Annotated in this window: 20 protein-coding genes and 1 tRNA gene; 6 read left to right on the top strand and 15 right to left on the bottom strand. The window is 55.6% G+C overall.

All coding sequences use genetic code 11. The annotated features are described in order from the left end of the window. Positions 1 to 12: 12 nt before the first annotated feature. From wzzE to trxA, 4 genes are all read right to left on the bottom strand, one after another. A complete protein-coding gene (wzzE, locus tag QLG21_RS07770) occupies positions 13 to 1071 on the bottom strand; it encodes an ECA polysaccharide chain length modulation protein (protein WP_088209473.1) in 1059 nt (352 codons plus the stop codon). Positions 1072 to 1083: 12 nt separating this feature from the next. Continuing rightward, positions 1084 to 2187, bottom strand: coding sequence for a UDP-N-acetylglucosamine--undecaprenyl-phosphate N-acetylglucosaminephosphotransferase (gene wecA, locus QLG21_RS07765; RefSeq protein WP_088209472.1), 1104 nt, complete (start codon positions 2185 to 2187; stop codon positions 1084 to 1086). Between the two features lie 241 nt (positions 2188 to 2428). Beyond that, positions 2429 to 3688 (bottom strand): transcription termination factor Rho, encoded by a 1260-nt coding sequence (gene rho, locus QLG21_RS07760; RefSeq protein ID WP_001054528.1) that lies wholly within the window; start codon positions 3686 to 3688, stop codon positions 2429 to 2431. A gap of 347 nt (positions 3689 to 4035) precedes the next feature. Beyond that, the gene (gene trxA, locus QLG21_RS07755; protein WP_006179218.1) at positions 4036 to 4365 is read right to left on the bottom strand and encodes a thioredoxin TrxA; all 330 of its coding nucleotides are present in this window, start codon (positions 4363 to 4365) and stop codon (positions 4036 to 4038) included. Between the two features lie 144 nt (positions 4366 to 4509). Between trxA and rhlB the strand changes: the two genes are divergently transcribed. Together rhlB and gppA are read left to right on the top strand one after the other, a co-directional pair. After that, on the top strand, positions 4510 to 5775 hold the full coding sequence (rhlB, locus tag QLG21_RS07750; RefSeq protein ID WP_137903839.1) for an ATP-dependent RNA helicase RhlB: 1266 nt from the start codon (positions 4510 to 4512) through the stop codon (positions 5773 to 5775). A gap of 134 nt (positions 5776 to 5909) precedes the next feature. Beyond that, complete coding sequence (gene gppA, locus QLG21_RS07745) at positions 5910 to 7391, top strand: guanosine-5'-triphosphate,3'-diphosphate diphosphatase (RefSeq protein WP_072208937.1); 1482 nt, start codon at positions 5910 to 5912, stop codon at positions 7389 to 7391. Between the two features lie 57 nt (positions 7392 to 7448). Here the strand turns inward: gppA and rep are convergent, their stop codons facing one another. Then, a complete protein-coding gene (gene rep, locus QLG21_RS07740) occupies positions 7449 to 9473 on the bottom strand; it encodes a DNA helicase Rep (protein ID WP_102890018.1) in 2025 nt (674 codons plus the stop codon). Positions 9474 to 9557: 84 nt separating this feature from the next. Here rep and ppiC point away from each other — a divergent pair, with 84 nt between their 5' ends. Further along, positions 9558 to 9839, top strand: a complete 282-nt coding sequence (ppiC, locus tag QLG21_RS07735) for a peptidylprolyl isomerase PpiC (RefSeq protein ID WP_006179212.1) — start codon at positions 9558 to 9560, stop codon at positions 9837 to 9839. Positions 9840 to 9923: 84 nt separating this feature from the next. On the opposite strand, the gene ilvC is transcribed toward ppiC, so the two are convergent. Further along, complete coding sequence (gene ilvC / locus QLG21_RS07730) at positions 9924 to 11399, bottom strand: ketol-acid reductoisomerase (protein WP_137903840.1); 1476 nt, start codon at positions 11397 to 11399, stop codon at positions 9924 to 9926. Between the two features lie 152 nt (positions 11400 to 11551). Between ilvC and ilvY the strand changes: the two genes are divergently transcribed. Beyond that, positions 11552 to 12442: an HTH-type transcriptional activator IlvY gene (ilvY, locus tag QLG21_RS07725; RefSeq protein WP_006179210.1), complete on the top strand. Its 891-nt coding sequence runs from the start codon at positions 11552 to 11554 to the stop codon at positions 12440 to 12442. A 38-nt stretch (positions 12443 to 12480) separates the two neighbouring features. Here ilvY and ilvA read toward each other — a convergent pair whose 3' ends face one another. From ilvA to ilvL, 7 genes are all read right to left on the bottom strand, one after another. After that, complete coding sequence (gene ilvA / locus QLG21_RS07720; RefSeq protein ID WP_137903841.1) at positions 12481 to 14025, bottom strand: threonine ammonia-lyase, biosynthetic; 1545 nt, start codon at positions 14023 to 14025, stop codon at positions 12481 to 12483. A 2-nt stretch (positions 14026 to 14027) separates the two neighbouring features. Continuing rightward, positions 14028 to 15878: a dihydroxy-acid dehydratase gene (gene ilvD, locus QLG21_RS07715; RefSeq protein ID WP_282484185.1), complete on the bottom strand. Its 1851-nt coding sequence runs from the start codon at positions 15876 to 15878 to the stop codon at positions 14028 to 14030. A gap of 60 nt (positions 15879 to 15938) precedes the next feature. Continuing rightward, positions 15939 to 16868, bottom strand: a complete 930-nt coding sequence (locus QLG21_RS07710; RefSeq protein ID WP_006179207.1) for a branched-chain amino acid transaminase — start codon at positions 16866 to 16868, stop codon at positions 15939 to 15941. Positions 16869 to 16886: 18 nt separating this feature from the next. After that, positions 16887 to 17150, bottom strand: coding sequence for an acetolactate synthase 2 small subunit (ilvM, locus tag QLG21_RS07705; RefSeq protein ID WP_006179206.1), 264 nt, complete (start codon positions 17148 to 17150; stop codon positions 16887 to 16889). Next, positions 17147 to 18793 (bottom strand): acetolactate synthase 2 catalytic subunit, encoded by a 1647-nt coding sequence (gene ilvG / locus QLG21_RS07700; RefSeq protein ID WP_282484184.1) that lies wholly within the window; start codon positions 18791 to 18793, stop codon positions 17147 to 17149. The genes ilvM and ilvG overlap by 4 nt, the downstream gene beginning before the upstream one ends. Before the next feature lie 2 nt (positions 18794 to 18795). Then, positions 18796 to 18846, bottom strand: a complete 51-nt coding sequence (gene ilvX / locus QLG21_RS07695) for a peptide IlvX (protein WP_212743981.1) — start codon at positions 18844 to 18846, stop codon at positions 18796 to 18798. Between the two features lie 86 nt (positions 18847 to 18932). Further along, entirely contained in the window at positions 18933 to 19031 is a 99-nt protein-coding gene (ilvL, locus tag QLG21_RS07690; protein ID WP_001311244.1) for an ilv operon leader peptide, read from the bottom strand. 342 nt (positions 19032 to 19373) lie between these two features. Between ilvL and QLG21_RS07685 the strand changes: the two genes are divergently transcribed. After that, positions 19374 to 20894 (top strand): YifB family Mg chelatase-like AAA ATPase, encoded by a 1521-nt coding sequence (locus QLG21_RS07685; protein ID WP_282484183.1) that lies wholly within the window; start codon positions 19374 to 19376, stop codon positions 20892 to 20894. Between the two features lie 31 nt (positions 20895 to 20925). Here the strand turns inward: QLG21_RS07685 and QLG21_RS07680 are convergent, their stop codons facing one another. Next, the gene (locus QLG21_RS07680; RefSeq protein WP_137903846.1) at positions 20926 to 21264 is read right to left on the bottom strand and encodes a DUF413 domain-containing protein; all 339 of its coding nucleotides are present in this window, start codon (positions 21262 to 21264) and stop codon (positions 20926 to 20928) included. A gap of 118 nt (positions 21265 to 21382) precedes the next feature. On the opposite strand from QLG21_RS07680, the gene hdfR reads away from it, so the two are divergent. Continuing rightward, the gene (gene hdfR, locus QLG21_RS07675; RefSeq protein ID WP_006179201.1) at positions 21383 to 22204 is read left to right on the top strand and encodes an HTH-type transcriptional regulator HdfR; all 822 of its coding nucleotides are present in this window, start codon (positions 21383 to 21385) and stop codon (positions 22202 to 22204) included. Between the two features lie 98 nt (positions 22205 to 22302). Here hdfR and QLG21_RS07670 read toward each other — a convergent pair. After that, positions 22303 to 22378 (bottom strand) — tRNA-Trp (locus QLG21_RS07670). Positions 22379 to 22480 lie beyond the last annotated feature (102 nt).

The raw sequence follows: 22480 nt of genomic DNA, 5'->3' as shown, positions 1-22480 counted from the left end.
GATTCTCTTCGATTAGGCGTTCTTATAATTAGTGCGACGACGCGTTAACGCCACGCCAGCGCCAGTCAATGCGCCCACAATCCCCCACATGATCATCAGGAATGCGCGACGCGGACTATCGCGTTTTACAGGTTCTTCAGGCGTTCTTAAGTAACGATAGGTCTGAAAACGCGGATCCAGCGTCGGGCCCACGTTCAGGGTATTGAGCATGGCGCGGTTCTGGTCGTAGTCGAGGTCAAAATCAGGGCCAACGGCCTGGAGATTTTCAAGACGCGCCTGGAGCATTGGACGCCCCAGCAGGAACATTTCGGAATCAGGCAGCTCGTCAGCCGGCACATCGGTCTCGCTGCGGGAAATATTGCGCTGTTCGGCAATTTTCAGCGCCTGCTCAAGGTTATGGACGCGACGGGTGAAAATGGCTTTTGACACCTCTTCCTGACGTTTAACCTGCGCTTTCATCTGGATGGTGCGCGCCGCCCATGCGCCTTTCAGCTCATCGTTAAGGTGGCTCGCCGCACGCTGGCTGGCGAAAGCGACGTACTGACGAAGCAGGTTATTGGCATCCGGCGCGGTTTCCGCAATCAGTTTCACGCTGTCGTTAACGTTACGCAGGATATCGCCCGGCATAAACTGAATGTTGTTGATCATGTCATCCAGCAGCGCGGCATCGGCCTTGCTGTTGCCCACCATGCGTTGCTTGTAGTAATCGGTCTGGGACCAGAAATCACGACGCGTATCCCATGAGGCCAGCTGCATGACAAACTCTTTGTAGGCTTCATCCATAACGGACGTCTGATCCGGCGTGGCCAGGTTCGCTTTGATATCCAGATTGCGCAGGAACTGCTGCTGGGAATAGAACCCACCTAGCATGTTAACTGTTGGTCTATCTGTTATCGCCGTGGCGCTCCACTCCTGTTTTGCGAAGAAAGTGTACGCAAGCGCAATTAGCGCAAAACCTAATGCTGTTCCAACAATCCACAGTTTGCCCGCCCATAAAACGCGAAACAAGCCACGAATATCCAGCTCATTCTCGTTCATCTCTGATTTTGCTCCTGCCAACGGTTGAGTCATCACAATCCCAGTTTATTTAGTTAAAGTTGGATTATTGCCACTATTTCGACGCATCCTGCGTTTAATACGCTTAATGAAACGCGCAACCCTCCATGCACGTTTAATGCAGTAGCCATACAAAGAAAACGCTAGCAAGAACAATACCAACATTACCCATTCAGGAATAAAGTGGGCGTATTCCGCTGCAACGCCAATGCTCGCAAGGATAGCAGCCGCCAGAGTAATAAGCATGAAAGCCTGACGAGAAGTAAATCCCGCGCGCATGATCAGATGATGAATATGTTGCCTGTCGGCAGAGAAGGGACTCATTCCTTTGCGCAGGCGGCGATACATAATTGCCACCATGTCCATCAGCGGAATGGCAATAATCCACAGCGCGGTGACAGGGCTAATCGGGTGAGTTTTACCCTGCGTAGTTTCCAGCAAAACCCATATGATCGTAAAACCGATGAACGTGCTGCCCGCATCGCCCATAAAGACTTTATAGCGACGGCCCAATGCGCCGAGATTTAAAAGGATATAAGGCAGAATGGCTGCAATCATGGCAAAGCACCACATCGCAAGGCTGTATTGACCATCGAACCATAAAATCATCCCTATAGCTGCAAACGAGACACAGGATAGCCCTCCCAGAAGACCATCTATCCCATCGACCATATTGAAGGCATTAATGGCTACCCACACGGCAAAGAGCGTGAGGAAGTAACCGAACGGGCCCAGCACCAACTCCCAGGATCCAAAAATGTAGCCCAGACTGCCTAAATGAAGTTTAGCCACAACCATCATAGCGATACCCACGGCAGCCTGAACGAAGGCCCGAATTTTTACGCTGATATCATATCGATCGTCGAGCGCCCCCACGACAACCAGAACCGTCGCGCAGATGAGATAAAGTCTGGCATGAGGAATGTAGTAATCGGTAACAGCGAAAGCGAAGCAGATACCTGCAAAAACGGAGATACCACCCACCAACGGGATCATCCCTTGATGGCGTTTGCGGAAGTTGGGTTTATCCACTAACCCCAGGTATTTTGCCACCTTGCGCGCAAGAAACAAAAAGCAGGTGGTGAACAAAAAAATACTGGTTAGTTCAGTAAACGTATCGAGTAGGTTCACAATGGATTTTCTCAACAAATGTCAGTCAAGGGAGTATAACCATGATGGCGCCGGGCCAGAAGGCATAAAGCACATCTCTTGCAACTCCATTTGTTTATTATTCAGTCTATTAATGTTTTTACTGTGCGAATTATCTTATTGTCGCACCGACAGGTCAAAATTGGGAGTCATTGGTAATAGCGTATAGTCCATAAAAGAAAAACGCCACGTAAAAACGTGGCGTTTGCTGGGAATATTTACGTTACGAGCGTTTCATCATATCGAAGAAATCGTCGTTAGTTTTGGTCATCGCCAGCTTATTAATGAGGAATTCCATTGCGTCGATTTCGCCCATTGGGTGAATGATTTTGCGCAGGATCCACATTTTCTGCAGCTCTTCCTGAGTGGTGAGCAGCTCTTCTTTACGGGTACCGGAACGGTTGTAGTCGATAGCCGGGAAGACGCGTTTTTCCGCGATTTTACGAGAAAGGTGCAGTTCCATGTTACCTGTACCTTTAAATTCTTCGTAAATCACTTCATCCATCTTTGAACCGGTGTCGATCAGCGCGGTTGCGATGATGGTCAGGCTGCCGCCCTCTTCCACGTTACGTGCCGCCCCGAAGAAACGCTTCGGACGGTGCAGGGCGTTCGCATCCACACCACCGGTCAGCACTTTACCGGAAGCCGGTACGACGGTGTTGTACGCACGCGCCAGACGGGTGATGGAGTCGAGCAGGATGATCACGTCTTTCTTGTGCTCAACCAGGCGTTTCGCCTTCTCGATAACCATTTCTGCAACCTGAACGTGGCGAGATGCTGGTTCGTCAAAGGTAGAAGCCACAACTTCGCCTTTCACCAGACGCTGCATCTCGGTCACTTCTTCCGGACGTTCGTCAATCAGCAGCACCATCAGCACGCAGTCCGGGTGATTGTAAGCAATGCTCTGCGCAATGTTCTGCAGCAGCATAGTTTTACCCGCTTTAGGCGGCGCGACAATCAGGCCACGCTGGCCACGGCCAATTGGAGAGGCCAGATCCAGTACACGCGCCGTTAAGTCTTCGGTTGAACCGTTACCACGTTCCATGCGCAGGCGAGAGTTCGCGTGCAGCGGCGTTAAGTTCTCGAAGAGGATCTTGTTACGCGAGTTTTCAGGTTTGTCGTAGTTAACTTCATTCACTTTCAACAGCGCAAAGTAACGTTCACCCTCTTTTGGAGGACGAATCTTACCTGAAATGGTGTCACCAGTGCGGAGGTTGAAACGGCGGATTTGGCTAGGGGATACGTAGATGTCGTCAGGGCCGGCGAGGTAGGAGCTGTCTGCAGAACGGAGGAAACCAAATCCGTCTTGCAATATCTCCAGCACACCGTCGCCAAAGATATCTTCGCCACTCTTAGCGTGCTGCTTCAGGATGGCGAAAATGATGTCCTGCTTGCGCATACGAGCCTGGTTTTCCAGCCCCATATTTTCGCCGAGAGTGATCAGCTCAGAAACCGGCGTGTTCTTTAATTCGGTAAGATTCATAATGGTGTGGGTTCTTAAACTCGGGGTGATTCTCGAACTTAATAATGTGAATGGTATGGCAGGGTCATCCATGCCTGTTTAGCGGCCATCAACTCATGTCTGTACGCTGTCTGGTCACAGGGAAAGAACGCAGAACTGAAACGACAAGACGGATTGAGTGACAAGCCCGGAATTTAGCAACTTCACGCACTGTTTGTGTCAACAACGGGAAGTATCGGGTAAAACAAGATTCAAACAACAGATATGTTTAAAACGAAGTCATAGCTAACTTAGCACGACTAAAGCCGGGCGTCCAGAGATCCACACAATATTAGGATTAGGCGCTCTGGACGCGCAGCCGAGAAACCTTACGCCAGGTTGGCGTCCAGGAACTCTTTCAGCTGACCTTTGGACAGTGCGCCCACTTTGGTCGCCGCCACTTCACCGTTTTTGAACAGCAGCAGGGTTGGAATGCCGCGGATGCCGTATTTCGGCGCGGTACCCGGGTTCTGGTCGATGTTCAGCTTGGCAACGGTCAGTTTGCCCTGATACTCGTCAGCGATCTCATCCAGAATCGGGGCGATCATTTTGCAAGGACCACACCATTCAGCCCAGAAATCGACGAGGATCAGCCCGTCAGCCTTAAGTACGTCCGTGTCAAAACTGTCGTCAGTCAGGTGAATAATTTTATCGCTCATATATAACTCCACAGGAATAAGCCTGGTACGTTGGTTTCGCCCGCATCAACGACGTGTTGATGTCGCAATAACCAACTAAAGGTTGACTTTATTTCACCGGATACGCTTTCGTAAAGCAATAGTAAGCTGATATTCTACCACACTATGAGCAAAACACATTTAACAGAACAGAAGTTTTCCGACTTCGCCCTGCACCCAAAGGTGATCGAAGCCCTTGAAACTAAAGGCTTTCATAACTGCACGCCTATTCAGGCTCTCGCCCTGCCGCTGACGCTGGCCGGTCGCGATGTTGCGGGGCAGGCGCAAACCGGTACTGGCAAAACGATGGCGTTCTTAACGTCAACGTTTCATTATTTACTTTCTCATCCCGCAATTGCAGACCGCAAAGTTAACCAGCCGCGCGCGCTCATTATGGCTCCGACGCGAGAACTGGCGGTACAGATCCACGCAGATGCGGAACCGCTGGCGCAGTCTACCGGCCTGAAGCTTGGCCTTGCCTACGGCGGCGACGGCTACGATAAACAGCTGAAAGTGCTGGAAAGCGGCGTAGATATCCTCATTGGTACTACCGGTCGTCTTATCGACTATGCCAAACAGAACCACATCAACCTCGGCGCAATTCAGGTTGTGGTGCTGGATGAAGCGGACCGTATGTACGATCTGGGCTTCATTAAAGATATCCGTTGGTTGTTCCGTCGCATGCCTGCGGCAAACCAGCGCCTGAACATGCTGTTCTCCGCGACCCTTTCTTACCGCGTACGCGAGCTGGCGTTCGAGCAAATGAACAACGCCGAATATGTCGAAGTGGAACCGGAACAGAAAACGGGCCACCGTATTAAAGAAGAGCTTTTCTATCCTTCTAATGAAGAGAAAATGCGTCTGCTGCAAACGCTGATTGAAGAAGAGTGGCCAGATCGCGCCATTATCTTCGCCAATACCAAGCACCGCTGTGAAGATATCTGGGGCCACCTGGCTGCAGACGGTCACCGCGTTGGCCTGTTGACCGGCGACGTTGCGCAGAAAAAACGTCTGCGTATTCTCGAAGAATTTACCCGTGGCGATCTCGATATTCTGGTCGCTACCGACGTTGCCGCACGCGGCCTGCACATCCCAGCCGTGACGCACGTCTTTAACTATGACCTGCCGGACGATTGTGAAGATTACGTTCACCGTATCGGTCGTACCGGTCGTGCTGGCGCAAGCGGTCACTCCATTAGCCTGGCGTGCGAAGAGTATGCGCTGAATCTCCCGGCGATTGAGACCTATATCGGTCACTCTATCCCGCAGAGCAAGTACAACCCGGATGCGCTGTTAAGCGAATTGCCGCCGCCGAAGCGCCTGACCCGCGCCCGTCCAGGCAACGGTCCGCGTCGTTCCGGCGCACCGCGTAATCGTCGTCGTTCAGGTTAAGAAATTATGCCATACACAAAATCATTCATGATGCATCAAGGCGGCAAGTCTGCGGATCTCCTGGCGCTTACTTCAGTAAGTGACAGGTGTGAGCTGGCGCAGCCAACGATGAGGCAGCGTGAAGGATGAAGTGTATGAGTTCTACCTCGCTCTATGCAGCAATAGATCTCGGTTCGAATAGTTTTCATATGCTGGTTGTGCGCGAGGTAGCGGGAAGCATACAAACGCTCACCCGCATCAAGCGCAAGGTCCGTCTCGCGGCGGGCCTGAGCAGCGATAACCATCTCTCTGCTGAAGCCATGGAACGTGGCTGGCAGTGTCTGCGTCTCTTTGCTGAACGTCTGCAGGATATCCCGCACGCGCAAATCCGCGTTGTCGCGACGGCAACGCTTCGCCTGGCGGTGAACGCCGTGGATTTTATTGCCAAAGCGCAGGAGATCCTCGGCTGTCCGGTGCAGGTTATTAGCGGTGAGGAAGAAGCCCGTCTGATTTATCAGGGAGTGGCCCATACGACCGGCGGCGACGATCGCCGTCTGGTGGTGGATATCGGCGGTGCCAGTACCGAACTGGTCACCGGCACGGGCGCGCAGGCCACCTCGCTTTTCAGCCTGTCGATGGGTTGCGTCACCTGGCTTGAACGCTACTTTACCGATCGCAATCTCGCAAAAGAGAACTTCGACGAGGCTGAAAACGCCGCCCGTGAAGTGCTGCGCCCGGTGATGGAAGAGCTGCGCTATCACGGCTGGAAAGTCTGCGTGGGTGCCTCGGGTACCGTGCAGGCGCTGCAGGAAATCATGATGGCTCAGGGGATGGACGAGCGGATCACGCTTGCCAAACTCCAGCAGCTCAAACAGCGAGCTATCCAGTGCGGTCGCCTTGAAGAGCTCGAAATTGAAGGTCTGACGCTCGAACGCGCGCTGGTCTTCCCGAGCGGGCTGGCTATTCTGATCGCCATTTTCACCGAGCTGAATATCCAGTGTATGACGCTGGCCGGCGGCGCACTGCGTGAAGGGCTGGTTTACGGGATGCTGCACCTGTCCGTCGATCAGGATATTCGCAGCCGTACGCTTCGCAACGTGCAGCGCCGCTTTATCGTTGATGCCGAGCAGGCCGGTCGCGTGGCGCAGCTGGCCTCGCTTTTTGCCGATCGAGTAAATCAGAGCTGGGATATTGAACCGTTAAGCCGCGAACTGCTGCTCAGCGCCTGCGCGCTGCATGAGATTGGGCTGAGCGTTGAGTACAAGCAGGCACCGCTGCATGCTGCCTGGCTGGTGCGTAACCTGGATTTGCCGGGCTTTACCCCCGCGCAGAAAAAACTCCTGGCGACGCTGCTCCTGAACCAGACAAACGCCGTCGATCTCTCCTCGCTCCACCAGCAAAACGCCGTTCCGCCGCGCGTGGCAGAACATCTTTGCCGCTTGCTGCGTCTGGCGATCCTGTTTGCCAGCCGCCGTCGTGATGATGTGCTTCCCGCCACTACGCTTGACGTCGAAGATGAAAAACTGATCCTGACGCTGCCGGAAAAATGGCTGGATAATCATCCGCTGGGTGCAGAGCTGATTGAACAGGAGTGCCAGTGGCAGAGCTACGTTCACTGGGTGCTTGAGGTTAAGTAAGGTTATCGAACATCGCCGGGCGGCGCTGCGCTTGCCCGGCCTACCATTCTCCCGGCTTCATCCCTTCTCTTTGGCTTTCGCCAGCATGGCGCGGATATTCGCCACGTTAGCCTGACCTTTATGCATTCGCTCTTCAGCCGTGATGACCTTGCGCTCCTGCTCCCAGATCAGGTCATCCTGCGGCAGCTCCAGCAGGAAACGGCTCGGCTCCGGGCGGACAAGCTCGCCGTACTGTCGGCGCTCTTTGCAAAGCGTAAAGACCAGCTCTTTCTGAGCACGCGTAATGCCCACGTAGGCCAGACGACGTTCTTCATCGACGTTGTCTTCGTCAATGCTGCTCTGGTGCGGCAGTAACCCCTCTTCCATCCCCACCAGATAAACATACGGGAACTCCAGCCCTTTAGAGGCGTGCAGCGTCATCAGCTGAACCTGATCGGCCTCCTCTTCGCTCTCGCCGCGCTCCATCATATCGCGCAGCGTAAAGCGGGTGACCACCTGCGTCAGGGTCATCGGCTCGTCAATCTCCGAGCCTTCCAGCATTTCCGTCATCCAGCTGAACAGCTGGTTAACGTTTTTCATCCGCATCTCTGCTGCCTTCGGGCTGGCGGACGTTTCATAGAGCCAGGATTCGTAATCAATACCGTGGATCAGATCGCGCACCGCGGCGACGGGTTCGCGTTCCGCCAGCCGCTGCACCTCGCCAAGCCAGTGGGTAAAGCGGGTTAAGTTGTCGTAGCCGCGCCCGGTGAGCGTCTGGCTCAGGCCCATATCGAAGCTGGCGGTAAACATACTTTTACTGCGCGTCATCGCCCATTCGCCGAGTTTTTGCAGCGTTGCCGGGCCGATTTCGCGCTTCGGCGTGTTCACGATACGCAGGAAGGCGCTGTCGTCATCCGGGTTGGTCAGTACACGTAGATAGGCCAGCAGGTCTTTGATTTCCGGGCGGGAGAAGAACGAGGTACCGCCCGAGATTTTGTACGGAATGCGGTTCTGCATCAGCATCTTTTCAAAGACGCGGGACTGGTGGTTGCCGCGATAGAGGATCGCGTAATCCTTATATTCGGTTTTATTCACGAAGTGATGGGCGATCAGCTCGCCGGTGACGCGCTCCGCTTCATGCTCTTCATTGTTGGCACTAAGCACCTTCAGCTCCGTGCCGTAGCCCAGCTCGGAGAAGAGACGCTTTTCAAACACGTGCGGGTTATTGGCGATCAGAATGTTTGCCGCCTTCAGGATGCGCCCGGACGAACGGTAGTTCTGCTCCAGCTTAATCACCTGCAGCGCCGGAAAATCTTTGCTCAGCAGCACCAGGTTTTGCGGACGTGCGCCGCGCCAGGAGTAGATAGACTGATCGTCATCGCCCACGACGGTAAAACGCGCCCGCTGCCCGACCAACAGCTTCACCAGTTCGTACTGGCTGGTGTTGGTATCCTGATATTCATCCACCAGCAGGTAGCGGATTTTATTCTGCCAGCGCTCGCGTACCTCTTCATTGCGCTGCAACAGCAGCGTAGGCAGCAGGATCAGATCGTCGAAATCCAGTACGTTACAGGCTTTCATGTGCGCATCGTACAGACCGTAGCAGTGCGCGAAGATGCGATCCCGTTCGCCTTTGGCGATCGCCGCTGCCTGCGACGGCGTCATCAGATCGTTTTTCCAGTTGGAGATCGTCGAGATCAGCTGCTGGAGAACGGTTTTGTCATCCTCGATCAGCCCTTCGGTCAGCTCTTTGAGCAAGGCCACCTGATCGGTGTCATCGAAGAGCGAGAAATTAGACTTCATCCCCAGCGCCGCATACTCGCGCTTGATGATGTCCAGCCCCAGCGTGTGGAAGGTGGAGATCATCAGGCCGCGCGCCTCTTTGCGCCCCAGCGTCTGGCCCACGCGCTCTTTCATCTCGCGTGCCGCTTTATTGGTAAAGGTCACCGCCGCGATATGCCGCGCCTGATAGCCACAGCCACGGATAAGATGGGCAATTTTATTGGTAATGACGCGGGTTTTACCGGATCCCGCCCCCGCCAGCACCAGGCAGGGTCCGGTGACAAATTCGACGGCTTGTTGTTGTCCGGGGTTTAAACGCATAAGGATCGCTCAATGAAAGTCGGGAGAGGAGGAAAAACGCGTGGTAGTATACCGAGCGTAAACTCGTTGACTCAAGGCACGATCATGGCAAAAACAGCAGCAGCACTGCATATCCTTGTTAAAGAAGAGAAACTGGCACAGGATCTTCTTGAACAGCTTAAAAACGGCGCCGACTTCGGCAAGCTGGCAAAGAAACACTCGATTTGTCCGTCAGGCAAACGCGGCGGCGACCTGGGTGAATTCCGTCAGGGCCAGATGGTTCCGGCGTTCGATAAAGTGGTTTTCTCCTGCCCGGTGCTGGAGCCTACGGGTCCACTGCACACGCAGTTTGGCTACCACGTCATTAAAGTGTTGTATCGCAAATAAAAAGCCGGGTGGCGACTGCGCCTTACCCGGCCTGCATTTACGTTTTTGTAGGTCGGGTAAGCGAAGCGCCACCCGACAAGAGGGTTAACTCGCTACCGCAATACGCTTCATATCGGTCATGTAGCCGCGCAGCTTCTGGCCCACTTTCTCGATCTCGTGGCTACGAATGGCTTCGTTCACGTCACGCAGCTGTGCGTTATCTACCGCACCTTCCGCAATCGCTTTGCCCAGATCGCCCGCCTGCAGGGTGGTCATGAACTCTTTCAGCAGCGGTACGCAGGCGTAAGAGAACAGGTAGTTACCGTATTCAGCGGTATCCGAGATAACCACGTTCATTTCATACAGACGCTTACGGGCGATGGTGTTCGCGATCAGCGGCAGTTCGTGCAGTGATTCGTAGTACGCAGACTCTTCGATGATGCCGGAATCCACCATGGTTTCAAACGCCAGCTCAACGCCCGCTTTCACCATCGCGATCATCAGAACGCCTTTATCGAAGTACTCCTGCTCGCTGATTTTGCCGTCAAACTGCGGGGCGGTTTCAAAGGCGGTTTTACCGGTCTCTTCACGCCAGGTCAGCAGGTTTTTATCGTCGTTCGCCCAGTCGGCCATCATACCGGAAGAGAACTCACCGGAGATGATGTCGTCCATATGTTTCTGGAACAGCGGAGCCATGATGGTTTTCAGCTGTTCAGACAGCGCATAAGCACGCAGTTTTGCCGGGTTGGACAGACGATCCATCATCAGCGTGATACCGCCCTGCTTCAGCGCTTCGGTGATGGTTTCCCAGCCGAACTGAATCAGTTTTTCGGCGTATGCCGGGTCCGTACCCTCTTCCACCAGCTTGTCGAAGCACAGCAGAGAACCGGCCTGCAGCATACCGCACAGAATGGTTTGCTCACCCATCAGGTCAGATTTCACTTCTGCAACGAAGGAGGATTCCAGCACGCCCGCACGGTGGCCGCCAGTGGCCGCTGCCCATGCCTTGGCAATCGCCATGCCTTCGCCTTTCGGATCGTTTTCCGGGTGAACCGCGATCAGCGTCGGTACGCCGAAGCCACGTTTGTACTCTTCACGCACTTCGGTACCCGGGCACTTCGGTGCCACCATCACGACGGTGATGTCTTTGCGGATCTGCTCGCCCACTTCCACGATGTTGAAGCCATGGGAGTAACCCAGCGCCGCGCCATCTTTCATCAGCGGCTGTACGGCACGCACCACGTCAGAGTGCTGTTTGTCTGGCGTCAGGTTAACCACCAGATCCGCCTGCGGGATCAGATCTTCATACGTGCCCACTTTGAAGCCGTTTTCGGTTGCTTTACGCCAGGACGCGCGCTTTTCGGCAATCGCTTCTTTGCGCAGGGCGTAGGAGATATCCAGACCGGAGTCACGCATGTTCAGCCCCTGGTTCAGGCCCTGTGCGCCACAGCCGACGATGACCACTTTTTTACCCTGAAGGTAGCTCGCGCCATCGGCAAATTCTTCGCGCCCCATAAAGCGGCATTTGCCCAGCTGCGCCAGCTGCTGGCGCAAGTTCAGTGTATTAAAGTAGTTAGCCATGGGTGATACCTCGTGATGTTGTGTGTCTTATTGTTCGGTTCGCCTTTCAGCGAGAATGTACCCACATTACAACAGGAAATTTATTGCGGAAATTGATATATTCACAACGTCACGTTGCAGTATTTGCAATGTAAATCGGGGGATGGGTATTCATGGATTTACGCGATCTGAAAATGTTCCTGCACCTGGCGGAAAGCCGTCACTTTGGCCGCAGTGCCCGCGCGATGCACGTCAGTCCTTCCACGCTGTCGCGCCAGATCCAGCGGCTTGAGGAAGACCTCGGCCAGCCCCTGTTTGTCCGCGATAACCGCACCGTCACTCTCACCGAAGCCGGGGAAGAGCTGCGCGTGTTTGCCCAGCAAACGCTGCTGCAGTACCAACAGCTGCGGCACACTATCGACCAGCAGGGGCCGTCTCTTTCCGGGGAGCTTCACATATTCTGTTCGGTAACCGCCGCCTATAGCCACCTGCCGCCGATCCTTGACCGTTTCCGCGCGGAACATCCGTCGGTGGAAATTAAGCTCACGACGGGTGATGCTGCCGACGCAATGGAAAAAGTGGTGACGGGCGAAGCCGATCTGGCCATTGCGGGCAAACCGGAAACCCTGCCGGGCGCGGTGGCGTTCTCTATGCTCGAGAACCTGGCCGTGGTGTTGATTGCCCCCGCGCTGCCCTGCCCGGTGCGTAATCAGGTGTCGGTGGAAAAACCGGACTGGTCAACGGTGCCGTTTATCATGGCCGATCAGGGGCCGGTGCGCCGCCGCATAGAGCTGTGGTTCCGTCGCCAGAAGATCAGCAACCCGTCAATCTACGCGACGGTTGGCGGGCATGAGGCGATGGTTTCGATGGTGGCGCTGGGCTGCGGCGTGGCGCTGCTCCCGGAGGTGGTGCTGGAGAACAGCCCGGAACCGGTGCGCAACCGCGTGATGATTCTGGAGCGCAGCGACGAGAAAACGCCGTTCGAGCTTGGCGTGTGCGCACAAAAAAAGCGGCTGCATGAGCCGCTTATTGATGCGTTCTGGAAGATACTGCCCAATCACTAAAGCCGGGTGGCGCTACGCTGACCCGACCTACGCTCCGCTTACCCTGCGAGGAAGAACCTGAACGCCGGGTTGTGCGTTTCGTCGTGACACTCATAGCCCAGCTCGTTCAGCCGCGTTTCGAAATCCGGCTCGTGCTCGCCCAGCTCGAACGCCGCCAGCACGCGACCGTAGTCGGTGCCGTGGCTGCGGTAGTGGAACAGGGAGATGTTCCAGTGCGTGCCCAGCGTGTGCAGGAACTTGAGCAATGCGCCCGGCGATTCCGGAAACTCGAAGCTGAACAGGCGTTCCCGCAGCGGCTTGGACGGACGTCCGCCGACCATGTAGCGCACGTGCAGCTTCGCCATTTCATCGTCGGACAGATCCACCACGCTATATCCCCCCTCGTGCAGCAGGCTGAGGATCTCTTTTCGTTCTTCCAGGCCACGGCTCAGGCGCACGCCAACAAAAATACAGGCGTCTTTGGCATCGGCGAAACGGTAGTTGAACTCCGTCACCGCCCGGCCGCCCAGCAGCTGGCAAAACTTCAGGAAGCTGCCCTTCTCCTCCGGAATGGTCACCGCCAGCAACGCTTCACGCTGCTCGCCCAGCTCGCAGCGCTCGGATACGTAGCGCAGACCGTGGAAGTTCACGTTGGCTCCGGAAAGCACGTGCGCCAGACGCTCGCCGCGAATGGTGTGCTGGACGATGTATTTTTTCATTCCCGCCAGCGCCAGCGCGCCGGAAGGCTCCGCCACGGCGCGAACGTCCTCAAAGAGATCTTTCATCGCCGCGCAGATAGCATCGCTATCAACCGTAACGATATCGTCGAGATATTCCTGGCAGAGACGGAATGTTTCATCGCCAATGCGTTTGACGGCCACGCCCTCGGCAAACAGCCCGACGCGCGGCAGATCCACCGGATGCCCGGCGTCCAGCGCCGCCTTCAGGCAGGCTGAGTCTTCCGCTTCAACGGCGATGACTTTGATCTGCGGCATCAGCTGTTTGATCAGCACGGCCACGCCCGCCGCCAGACCGCCGCCGCCCACCGGCACGAACACGCGGTCAAGATGGGCATCCTGCTGGAGCAACTCCAGCGCCAGCGTGCCCTGCCCGGCGATGACCATCGGGTGATCGAACGGCGGCACCCAGGTAAACCCCTGCTGCTGCGCCAGCTCAATCGCTTTGGCCTTGGCTTCGTCAAAATTAGCGCCGTGGAGCAGCACCTCGCCGCCGAAACCGCGCACCGCGTCGACTTTGATATCGGCTGTGGCAACCGGCATCACGATCAGCGCTTTCAGCCCCAGACGGGCCGAGGAGAACGCCACGCCCTGCGCGTGGTTACCTGCCGACGCGGTGATCACGCCGCGCGCTTTTTGCTCGTCTGTCAGCCCGGCCATCATCGCGTAGGCACCGCGCAGCTTGAAGCTGTGCACCGGCTGCCGATCTTCGCGTTTCACCAGAATCACGTTATCCAGGCGCGAAGAGAGTTTTTCCATTTTCTGCAAAGGCGTAACCTGCACGGCCTCATAGACCGGCGCGCGCAGCACCGCCCTCAGATATTCCGCCCCCTCGGGGGCGGCAGATAAGGGTTGTGACTCGGCCATTATTAGCCCCCAAGTTTCGATTTATCGCGTACCGCGCCTTTGTCTGCACTAGTGGCAAGGCTCGCATAAGCACGCAGGGCGAAGGAGACTTCACGCTGGCGATCTTTCGGCGTCCAGGCTTTGTCGCCGCGTGCATCCTGCGCTTCACGACGCGCGGCAATCTCCTGGTCGCTGAGCTTGAGCTGAATGCCGCGGTTTGGAATGTCGATCTCAATCAGATCGCCATCTTCGATGATCGCAATGTTGCCGCCGCTTGCCGCTTCCGGCGATACGTGGCCAATGGAGAGACCGGATGTCCCGCCGGAGAAACGGCCGTCGGTGATCAGCGCGCAGGCTTTACCGAGGCCCATGGATTTCAGGAAGGTGGTTGGGTAAAGCATCTCCTGCATGCCCGGGCCGCCTTTTGGCCCTTCGTAGCGGATCACCACCACGTCGCCGGCAACCACTTTGCCACCGAGAATGGCTTCCACCGCATCGTCCTGGCTTTCGTACACTTTTGCCGGACCGGTGAATTTCAGGATGCTGTCATCCACGCCTGCGGTTTTCACGATGCAGCCGTTTTCCGCGAAGTTACCGTACAGCACGGCCAGCCCGCCGTCTTTGCTGTAGGCGTGCTCCAGCGAGCGAATGCAGCCTTCGGCGCGATCGTCATCCAGCGTATCCCAGCGGCAATCCTGCGAGAACGCCTGCGTGGTACGAATGCCTGCCGGACCGGCGCGGAACATGTTCTTCACCGCGTCGTCTTTGGTCAGCATCACGTCGTATTGCTCCAGCGACTGCGGCAGCGTCAGGCCAAGCACGTTTTTCACGTCGCGGTTAAGCAGCCCGGCGCGATCCAGCTCGCCCAGAATACCCAGCACGCCACCGGCACGATGAACGTCCTCCATGTGGTACTTCTGGGTGCTTGGCGCAACTTTGCACAACTGCGGCACCTTGCGCGACAGCTTGTCGATATCGCTCATGGTGAAGTCAATCTCGGCTTCCTGCGCGGCGGCCAGCAGGTGCAGAACGGTGTTGGTGGAACCGCCCATGGCGATATCCAGGGTCATGGCATTCTCAAACGCGGCTTTGCTGGCGATGTTGCGCGGCAGCGCGCTGGCGTCGTCCTGCTCGTAGTAGCGTTTGGTCAGCTCCACGATGCGCTTGCCCGCATTGAGGAACAGCTGTTTGCGGTCGGCGTGGGTTGCCAGCAGCGAGCCGTTGCCCGGCTGGGACAGGCCCAGCGCTTCGGTCAGGCAGTTCATGGAGTTAGCGGTGAACATCCCGGAACACGAGCCGCAGGTCGGACATGCGGAACGTTCCACCTGATCGCTCTGCTCGTCAGACACTTTCGGGTCCGCGCCCTGAATCATCGCGTCGACCAGGTCGAGCTTGATGATTTTATCGGACAGCTTGGTTTTTCCCGCTTCCATCGGCCCGCCGGAGACGAAGATCACCGGAATGTTCAGGCGCAGGGAGGCCATCAGCATCCCCGGGGTGATTTTGTCGCAGTTGGAGATACAAACCATCGCATCGGCGCAGTGGGCGTTAACCATGTACTCCACCGAGTCGGCGATCAGCTCGCGCGACGGCAGTGAATAAAGCATGCCCCCGTGACCCATCGCGATGCCATCATCCACCGCAATGGTGTTGAACTCTTTCGCCACGCCGCCAGAGGCTTCAATTTGCTCGGCAACCAGTTTACCGAGATCGCGCAGGTGTACGTGGCCCGGCACAAACTGGGTGAAGGAGTTAACCACGGCGATAATGGGCTTGCCGAAATCGGCGTCGGTCATCCCGGTGGCGCGCCACAGCGCGCGGGCACCGGCCATATTACGGCCGTGGGTGGTGGTGGCGGAACGATACTTAGGCATGCTTAATTTACTCCCGTCTGACTCGTAAAGGGGACGGTGCGTGCCGCCCCACAGTTATATTTAGTGATTAACCTGATCCAACCAGCCGTATTTATCGTCTGTTTCACCGGTGAACAGGCCAAAGAAGGCTTGCTGAATGCGTTTGGTGACCGGGCCACAGCGGCCTTCGCCCACCTGAATGCCGTCGACGCTACGAACCGGCGTGATTTCAGCCGCCGTACCGGACATGAACACTTCATCGGCGAGGTACAGGGATTCGCGGGAGAGCACCTGCTCGCGCACTTCGATACCCAGATCTTTCGCCAGCTTGATGATGGCATCGCGGGTGATGCCCGGCAGCGCAGAAGAGGTAAACGGCGGCGTGAACAGAATGCCGTCTTTGACTTCAAACAGGTTTTCGCCCGCACCTTCCGAGATGTAGCCATTCACATCCAGCGCGATACCTTCCTGATAGCCGTGGCGGCGTGCTTCGCTACCCACCAGCAGAGAAGAGAGGTAGTTACCGCCCGCTTTGGCGGCGGTTGGGATGGTGTTGGGCGCCACGCGGTTCCAGGAAGAAACCATTGCGTCGATCCCCTGATCCAGCGCTTCGGCACCCAGGTAGGCGCCCCACGGGAACGCAGCAATGATCACATCGGTGGTATAACCCTCTGGCGGGTTAACGCCCATCCCCACATCACCCACAAACACCAGCGGACGAATATAGGCGCTGGTCAGGTTGTTCTTGCGGATCACCTCGCGGCAGGCTTCCATCAGTTCATCCACGCTCTGAGAGACCGGGAAACGATAAATTTTGGCTGAGTCATGCAGACGCTGCATGTGTTCGCGATGGCGGAACACCACTGGCCCTTTGTGAGAGTCGTAGCAACGGATACCTTCAAACACGGAGGTGCCGTAGTGCAGCGCGTGGGACATCACGTGAACTTTCGCGTCTTCCCAACGAACCATCTCACCGTTGAACCAAATGTAATCAGCTTTTTTTGTCGTCATTTTTTCGTCCTGTCACGCTCAAGCGCGGATTTGTTGTGATGTGGTTGTGCTCTGGCAGATGGCAACATGGGCAACGTCTACCAGCTTTGATAACTGACTAAACAGTAAGTCGACCGACCGCGGGCTGGCAACGGTTAATTCGATACTGATGTTCTGAGCGTCGGTGGCCGTCTCCATGTTCATGGAGCAGATCTGAAAGCCACGGTGACGCACCACGCGCAAAACGCGTTCTAATGTTTCCGGATTGAAGCGAGCCTGCACGGCGACCTGATGTTGCATCATGATAATTTCTCCAGCATTTGTGAGTTACTGGCACCGGGCGGTACCAACGGCCAGACGTTCTCAAGTTCGTCGATTGAGACATGAAGCAGGTACGGCCCTTCGCTTGACAGCATGGTGTCGAGTGCCGCTTCAACCTGGTCTTTACGGGTGATGTGCTGGCCGGGAATGCCAAAGGCGCTGGCCAGAGTGAGGAAGTCAGGGTTATCGGTCAGGGTGGTTTCGCTGTAACGCTCCTGGAAGAACAGCTGTTGCCACTGACGCACCATGCCTAAACGCTGGTTATCGAGCAACACGATTTTCAGCGGCAACTGCTTGCGCTTCACGGTGCCGAGTTCCTGAACGTTCATCATGAAGGAGCCGTCACCGGAGATACAGATAACCGTGTCGTTCGGACGGGCAACCTGAGCACCCACAGCGGCAGGCAGACCAAAGCCCATGGTGCCTAACCCGCTGGAGGTGATGAAGTTTTCCGGTCGCGTATAGGTCATGTGCTGGGCCGACCACATCTGATGCTGGCCAACGTCGGTGGTGACCACGCTGTCTGCGGGTTTACGGTCGGACAACTGTTTCAACAGCAGCGGCGCGTAGATGGCGTCGCCTGGGTGATCGTAACGCCACGCGTGTTCAGTACGCATATCAGCGGTGTGCTGGCGCCATGCGTTAATATCCAGCGGCTGCTGCAAAGCGGGTAACAGTGCGTTCAGATCGCTCTGCAGCGCAACGTGCGCCTGACGCAGCTTGTTCATCTCCGCCGGGTCGATATCCATATGGATCACCCTGGCGTTCGGCGCGAAGGTGTTCAGTTTGCCGGTGACGCGATCATCAAAACGCGCGCCCACGGCGATGAGCAGGTCGCACTCTTGCACCGCCAGGTTCGCTGCTTTGGTGCCGTGCATCCCCAACATGCCCAGATAGTACGGGTAGTCTGCGTCAACCGCGCCCAGACCTTTCAGCGTGCAGGCGGCGGGTATTTGCGTCACCGCGATGAACTCACGCAGGGCGGGAACGGCCTGCGCCATGCCTACGCCACCACCAACGTACAGCATCGGCTGCTGGGCCTGAGCCAGCATTTCACAAGCCTCGCCCATGGCGGCATGTGGGAACGTATCGGCACTTTCAACCGTGGAGAAGTGTGGCTCCAGTTCACCCTGAGCGACCTGGATGTCTTTCGGGATATCAACCAGCACCGGACCCGGGCGACCGGAGTTTGCCACCTCGAATGCTTCCGCCATCACGCGCGGCAGCTCGTCCAGCGACTGAACCAGAAAGCTGTGTTTGGTGCAGGCCAGCGACAGACCGAGCACATCCACTTCCTGGAAGGCATCGGTACCGATGAACGGCGAAGCCACCTGGCCGGTGATCGCCACAACGGGAACAGAATCGAGCAGTGCGTCGGCCAGGCCGGTGATCAGGTTGGTGGCACCCGGGCCGGATGTCGCCATGCAGACGCCGGTTTTACCCGTAGCGCGTGCATAGCCAATGGCCGCCATTGCCGCGCCCTGCTCATGGCGACACAGCAGGTGTTCCACGCCGCCGTCATACAATGCATCGTAAATCGGCATAATTGCGCCACCCGGATATCCGAATATCGTTTCGACTCCCTGCGCGCGCAACGCATGTACCACCCACTGTGCCCCGTTCATAGTTAGTTCCCCGTCATAAATCGGGAGAAACAGAATTTTGTGCTAATTCTCATTGTCTGCTCCTCGTTAACGTTTTTTAGTCATAAAAAAACCCCCGGACCTTTCGGTGCGGGGGTCTTAGTTCGTTAAGGCTTGATTTCTAAGCCTTTCCTCGTCCAAGTGCAGCCCCGCACGGTGGGATAATAATCACCACCACGCTAATCACGACCAGGCTAATCACTCGTAGAAGGGCTGTCATTTTCAGTTCTTTTGGCTTCTTGTTCGAAGGAATACCTAAAGAGTTACCACAGTTATTTAAATAAGCACAAGATTTATTTATGGCTGATTTAGATAGCGCGCAAATTATTTTTTTATTAATCGTTGTTTTATATAAGGAAAATACAAAATGAATTTTTTTCATTTTTTTTAGGCGGTTTTTAGAGCCGAAGCGCATGAGCAACCATTTCTACGATGCGCATTCCAGATTGATGCAATGCTTACAACAAGAGGGCAAAAAGGCGGAACACGCGCCGAAAAGTCGGGAAAGAACGCTAAAAAGCGGCGCATGATGCGTGCATAGTAACGGACAGGAGGTAGGGTCATGTCACTGTCAGTTGTCTATACGCGCGCGGCGCTCGGCGTGAAAGCTCCGCTCATTTCCGTTGAGGTGCATTTGAGCAACGGTTTACCCGGGCTAACGCTCGTGGGCCTGCCGGAAACGACGGTCAAAGAGGCACGGGATCGGGTGCGCAGTGCAATTATCAATAGCGGTTATAACTTCCCGGCGAAGAAGATCACTATCAACCTCGCCCCAGCCGATTTGCCAAAGGAGGGCGGACGATATGATTTACCTATTGCTATCGCGCTTCTCGCCGCCTCTGAGCAGCTTAATGCCTCAAGGTTAGGCTCGTATGAGTTCATCGGTGAACTGGCGCTTACAGGCGCGCTAAGAGGCGTTCCCGGTGCGATCTCGGGTGCGCTTGAAGCCATCCGTGCAGGACGGCAAATCATTGTGGCGAATGAGAATGCGGCAGAAGTTAGCCTCATTGCTGAGAAAGGCTGCCTGGTCGCCGGGCATTTACAGGAGGTTTGTGCGTATCTGGAAGGACGACACGAGCTGGCTGAGCCGGAAGAGTGTCACGACGCGCTGCCGGCACCCGTAGACGATCTGAGCGACATCCTGGGCCAGGAGCAGGGGAAGCGAGCATTAGAGATTACCGCTGCAGGTGGACATAATCTTTTGCTCGTCGGCCCGCCCGGGACGGGTAAAACCATGCTGGCAAGCAGGCTGAGCGGTTTGCTGCCTCCGCTCAACAACCATGAAGCCCTCGAAAGCGCGGCTATTTTGAGTCTGGTCAATGCGACATCCCTGCACAAACAGTGGCGACGCCGCCCTTTCCGATCGCCGCACCATAGCGCCTCTCTCACGGCGATGGTGGGAGGCGGGTCAATCCCGGGGCCAGGTGAAATTTCGCTGGCACACAATGGCATTTTGTTTCTGGATGAACTGCCGGAATTTGAGCGGCGCGTGCTGGATGCGCTGCGCGAGCCGATAGAGTCGGGAGAGATTCATATCTCCCGCACGCGAGCCAAAATTAGCTATCCCGCTAAATTTCAGCTGGTTGCGGCAATGAACCCCAGCCCGACAGGGCATTACCAGGGCAACCACAACCGTTCGACGCCCGAGCAGACGCTGCGCTATCTGGGAAAACTCTCCGGCCCTTTTCTCGACCGGTTTGATTTATCTCTTGAGATCCCTCTTCCTCCGCCTGGGCTACTTCGACACCCCGATGCCAGAGGTGAAAGTACAACGCAGGTACGCGAACGGGTTATTGCTGCACAGGAGCGGCAGTACGCGCGTCAGGGCAGGCTCAACGCGCGTCTTGATAACACGGGTATACGCCAGTGTTGCCCCCTTAAAACCGAAGACGCAGGCTGGCTGGAAGAGACGTTGCAAAGGTTTGGGCTTTCCATTCGCGCATGGCAGCGCCTGTTAAAAGTGGCAAGAACTGTCGCCGATATGGAGGGATGCCCCGATATTGAAAGGCAGCATTTGCAGGAGGCACTGAGCTATCGGGCGATCGATCGCCTGCTTCTTCATCTGCAAAAACTGCTGGCATAAAAAAGGGGCCGTAGCCCCTTTTCTCTTCAGATTAATCGTCAGACTCGGTGTAATCCTCAGCACCTTCAACCTGAGGCTTACCGCCTGATAGCGTATGGAAACGTTTAGGACGCTTGATGCGAGCCATATACTTGCTCCATACACGTTCTACCTCAGACTGCGGCTCACGCTCGCCGCGGCAAACAGCCACAAACAGTTTTTCATCTTCAGTCACAGGCTCACGTTTACCGAGGTCCAGCTCGTTAAAGGCATAACCATGACGCTCAAGCAGCTGCGCCTCTTTGATGGTGAAATCGCCGTGACGAGAGAACCCGCGCGGATAATGTTTATTGTCGAAAAAACGATTAGTCGTCGTAAAGCTTTCCGCCATCCTACACGCTCCTAATTCTTTGGCCGAGCTATTTATGGCGCGGAGTATTAGTTACGCTTGACAGAGTGTAAAACAAAACATTTAAATCATAACGACAAATAATTTTGCGGAGAAAGATGTGGATACGGAATTGCTAAAAACTTTCCTTGAAGTGAGCAGAACACGCCACTTTGGGCGAGCAGCTGAAGCCCTTTACCTGACGCAGTCAGCGGTCAGTTTTCGTATTCGACAGCTGGAAAATCAATTGGGTGTGAATCTTTTTACCCGCCACCGCAATAATATCCGCTTAACACCGGCGGGGGAGAAACTGCTGCCCTACGCAGAAACGTTGATGAACACCTGGCAGGCAGCCAGAAAGGAGGTGGCGAATACCTCAAGGCACAATGAATTCTCCATTGGCGCAAGTGCATCGTTGTGGGAATGCATGCTCAGCCAGTGGCTTACCCGCCTGTATCGTTCACACAATCATCTGCAATTTGAGGCTCGTATTGCACAACGCCAGTCGCTGGTGAAACAACTCCATGAACGACAACTGGATCTCCTGATCACGACAGAAGCCCCCAAAATGGACGAATTTAGCAGCCAGATCGTCGGGCAGTTTGCTCTTGCACTTTATGCCTCTGCCCCGTCGATGATGAAAGCCGATCTTAACTACCTTCGTCTTGAGTGGGGGCCGGATTTTCAACAGCATGAGTCCGGGTTACTTGCGAGCGATGACGTGCCGCAGTTAACCACCAGTTCAGCGGAGGTCGTCTGTCAGCAACTTCCTTCATTGAAGGGGTGTACATGGTTACCGACACGCTGGGCGGAGGGTAAACCGGGTCTCCATACCGTTACGGATTCCACCACGCTTTCCAGACCGCTGTATGCTATTTGGCTGCAAAACAGCGACAAACAGTCGCAGATAAAAGATCTGCTAAAAATCAATATCATGGAATGATACTTCAGCCTGCAGGGATGCAGGCTCGGTAAGAAATGGGGAGATTTTGCTGAATTTGAGGCAAAAAAAAATCCTTTGCCGAAGCAAAGGATTCTATATGGCAGGGGCGGAGAGACTCGAACTCGCGACACCCGGTTTTGGAGACCGGTGCTCTACCAACTGAGCTACGCCCCTAAATCTTCTTGCCATTAAGCCTGCCAAAAAGGCAGGCTTAATGTCTTAATAAGTGGCGGAACGGACGGGACTCGAACCCGCGACCCCCTGCGTGACAGGCAG

Source organism: Enterobacter sp. V87_3 (assembly GCF_029967835.1).
Taxonomy (GTDB): domain Bacteria; phylum Pseudomonadota; class Gammaproteobacteria; order Enterobacterales; family Enterobacteriaceae; genus Enterobacter; species Enterobacter cancerogenus.
The sequence above is the reverse complement of the archived record's forward strand: the minus strand, read 5'-3'. Positions and strand labels throughout refer to the sequence as shown.

Coding starts and splice junctions, on each gene's coding strand:
- QLG21_RS07685 (WP_282484183.1), top strand. CDS start 19,374: ATGTCACTGTCAGTTGTCTATACGCGCGCGGCGCTCGGCGTGAAAGCT.
- QLG21_RS07680 (WP_137903846.1), bottom strand. CDS start 21,264: ATGGCGGAAAGCTTTACGACGACTAATCGTTTTTTCGACAATAAACAT.
- QLG21_RS07710 (WP_006179207.1), bottom strand. CDS start 16,868: ATGACGACAAAAAAAGCTGATTACATTTGGTTCAACGGTGAGATGGTT.
- ilvL (WP_001311244.1), bottom strand. CDS start 19,031: ATGACAGCCCTTCTACGAGTGATTAGCCTGGTCGTGATTAGCGTGGTG.
- ilvY (WP_006179210.1), top strand. CDS start 11,552: ATGGATTTACGCGATCTGAAAATGTTCCTGCACCTGGCGGAAAGCCGT.
- rhlB (WP_137903839.1), top strand. CDS start 4,510: ATGAGCAAAACACATTTAACAGAACAGAAGTTTTCCGACTTCGCCCTG.
- ilvD (WP_282484185.1), bottom strand. CDS start 15,878: ATGCCTAAGTATCGTTCCGCCACCACCACCCACGGCCGTAATATGGCC.
- ppiC (WP_006179212.1), top strand. CDS start 9,558: ATGGCAAAAACAGCAGCAGCACTGCATATCCTTGTTAAAGAAGAGAAA.
- rep (WP_102890018.1), bottom strand. CDS start 9,473: ATGCGTTTAAACCCCGGACAACAACAAGCCGTCGAATTTGTCACCGGA.
- rho (WP_001054528.1), bottom strand. CDS start 3,688: ATGAATCTTACCGAATTAAAGAACACGCCGGTTTCTGAGCTGATCACT.
- ilvM (WP_006179206.1), bottom strand. CDS start 17,150: ATGATGCAACATCAGGTCGCCGTGCAGGCTCGCTTCAATCCGGAAACA.
- gppA (WP_072208937.1), top strand. CDS start 5,910: ATGAGTTCTACCTCGCTCTATGCAGCAATAGATCTCGGTTCGAATAGT.
- ilvA (WP_137903841.1), bottom strand. CDS start 14,025: ATGGCCGAGTCACAACCCTTATCTGCCGCCCCCGAGGGGGCGGAATAT.
- ilvG (WP_282484184.1), bottom strand. CDS start 18,793: ATGAACGGGGCACAGTGGGTGGTACATGCGTTGCGCGCGCAGGGAGTC.
- trxA (WP_006179218.1), bottom strand. CDS start 4,365: ATGAGCGATAAAATTATTCACCTGACTGACGACAGTTTTGACACGGAC.
- ilvC (WP_137903840.1), bottom strand. CDS start 11,399: ATGGCTAACTACTTTAATACACTGAACTTGCGCCAGCAGCTGGCGCAG.
- wzzE (WP_088209473.1), bottom strand. CDS start 1,071: ATGACTCAACCGTTGGCAGGAGCAAAATCAGAGATGAACGAGAATGAG.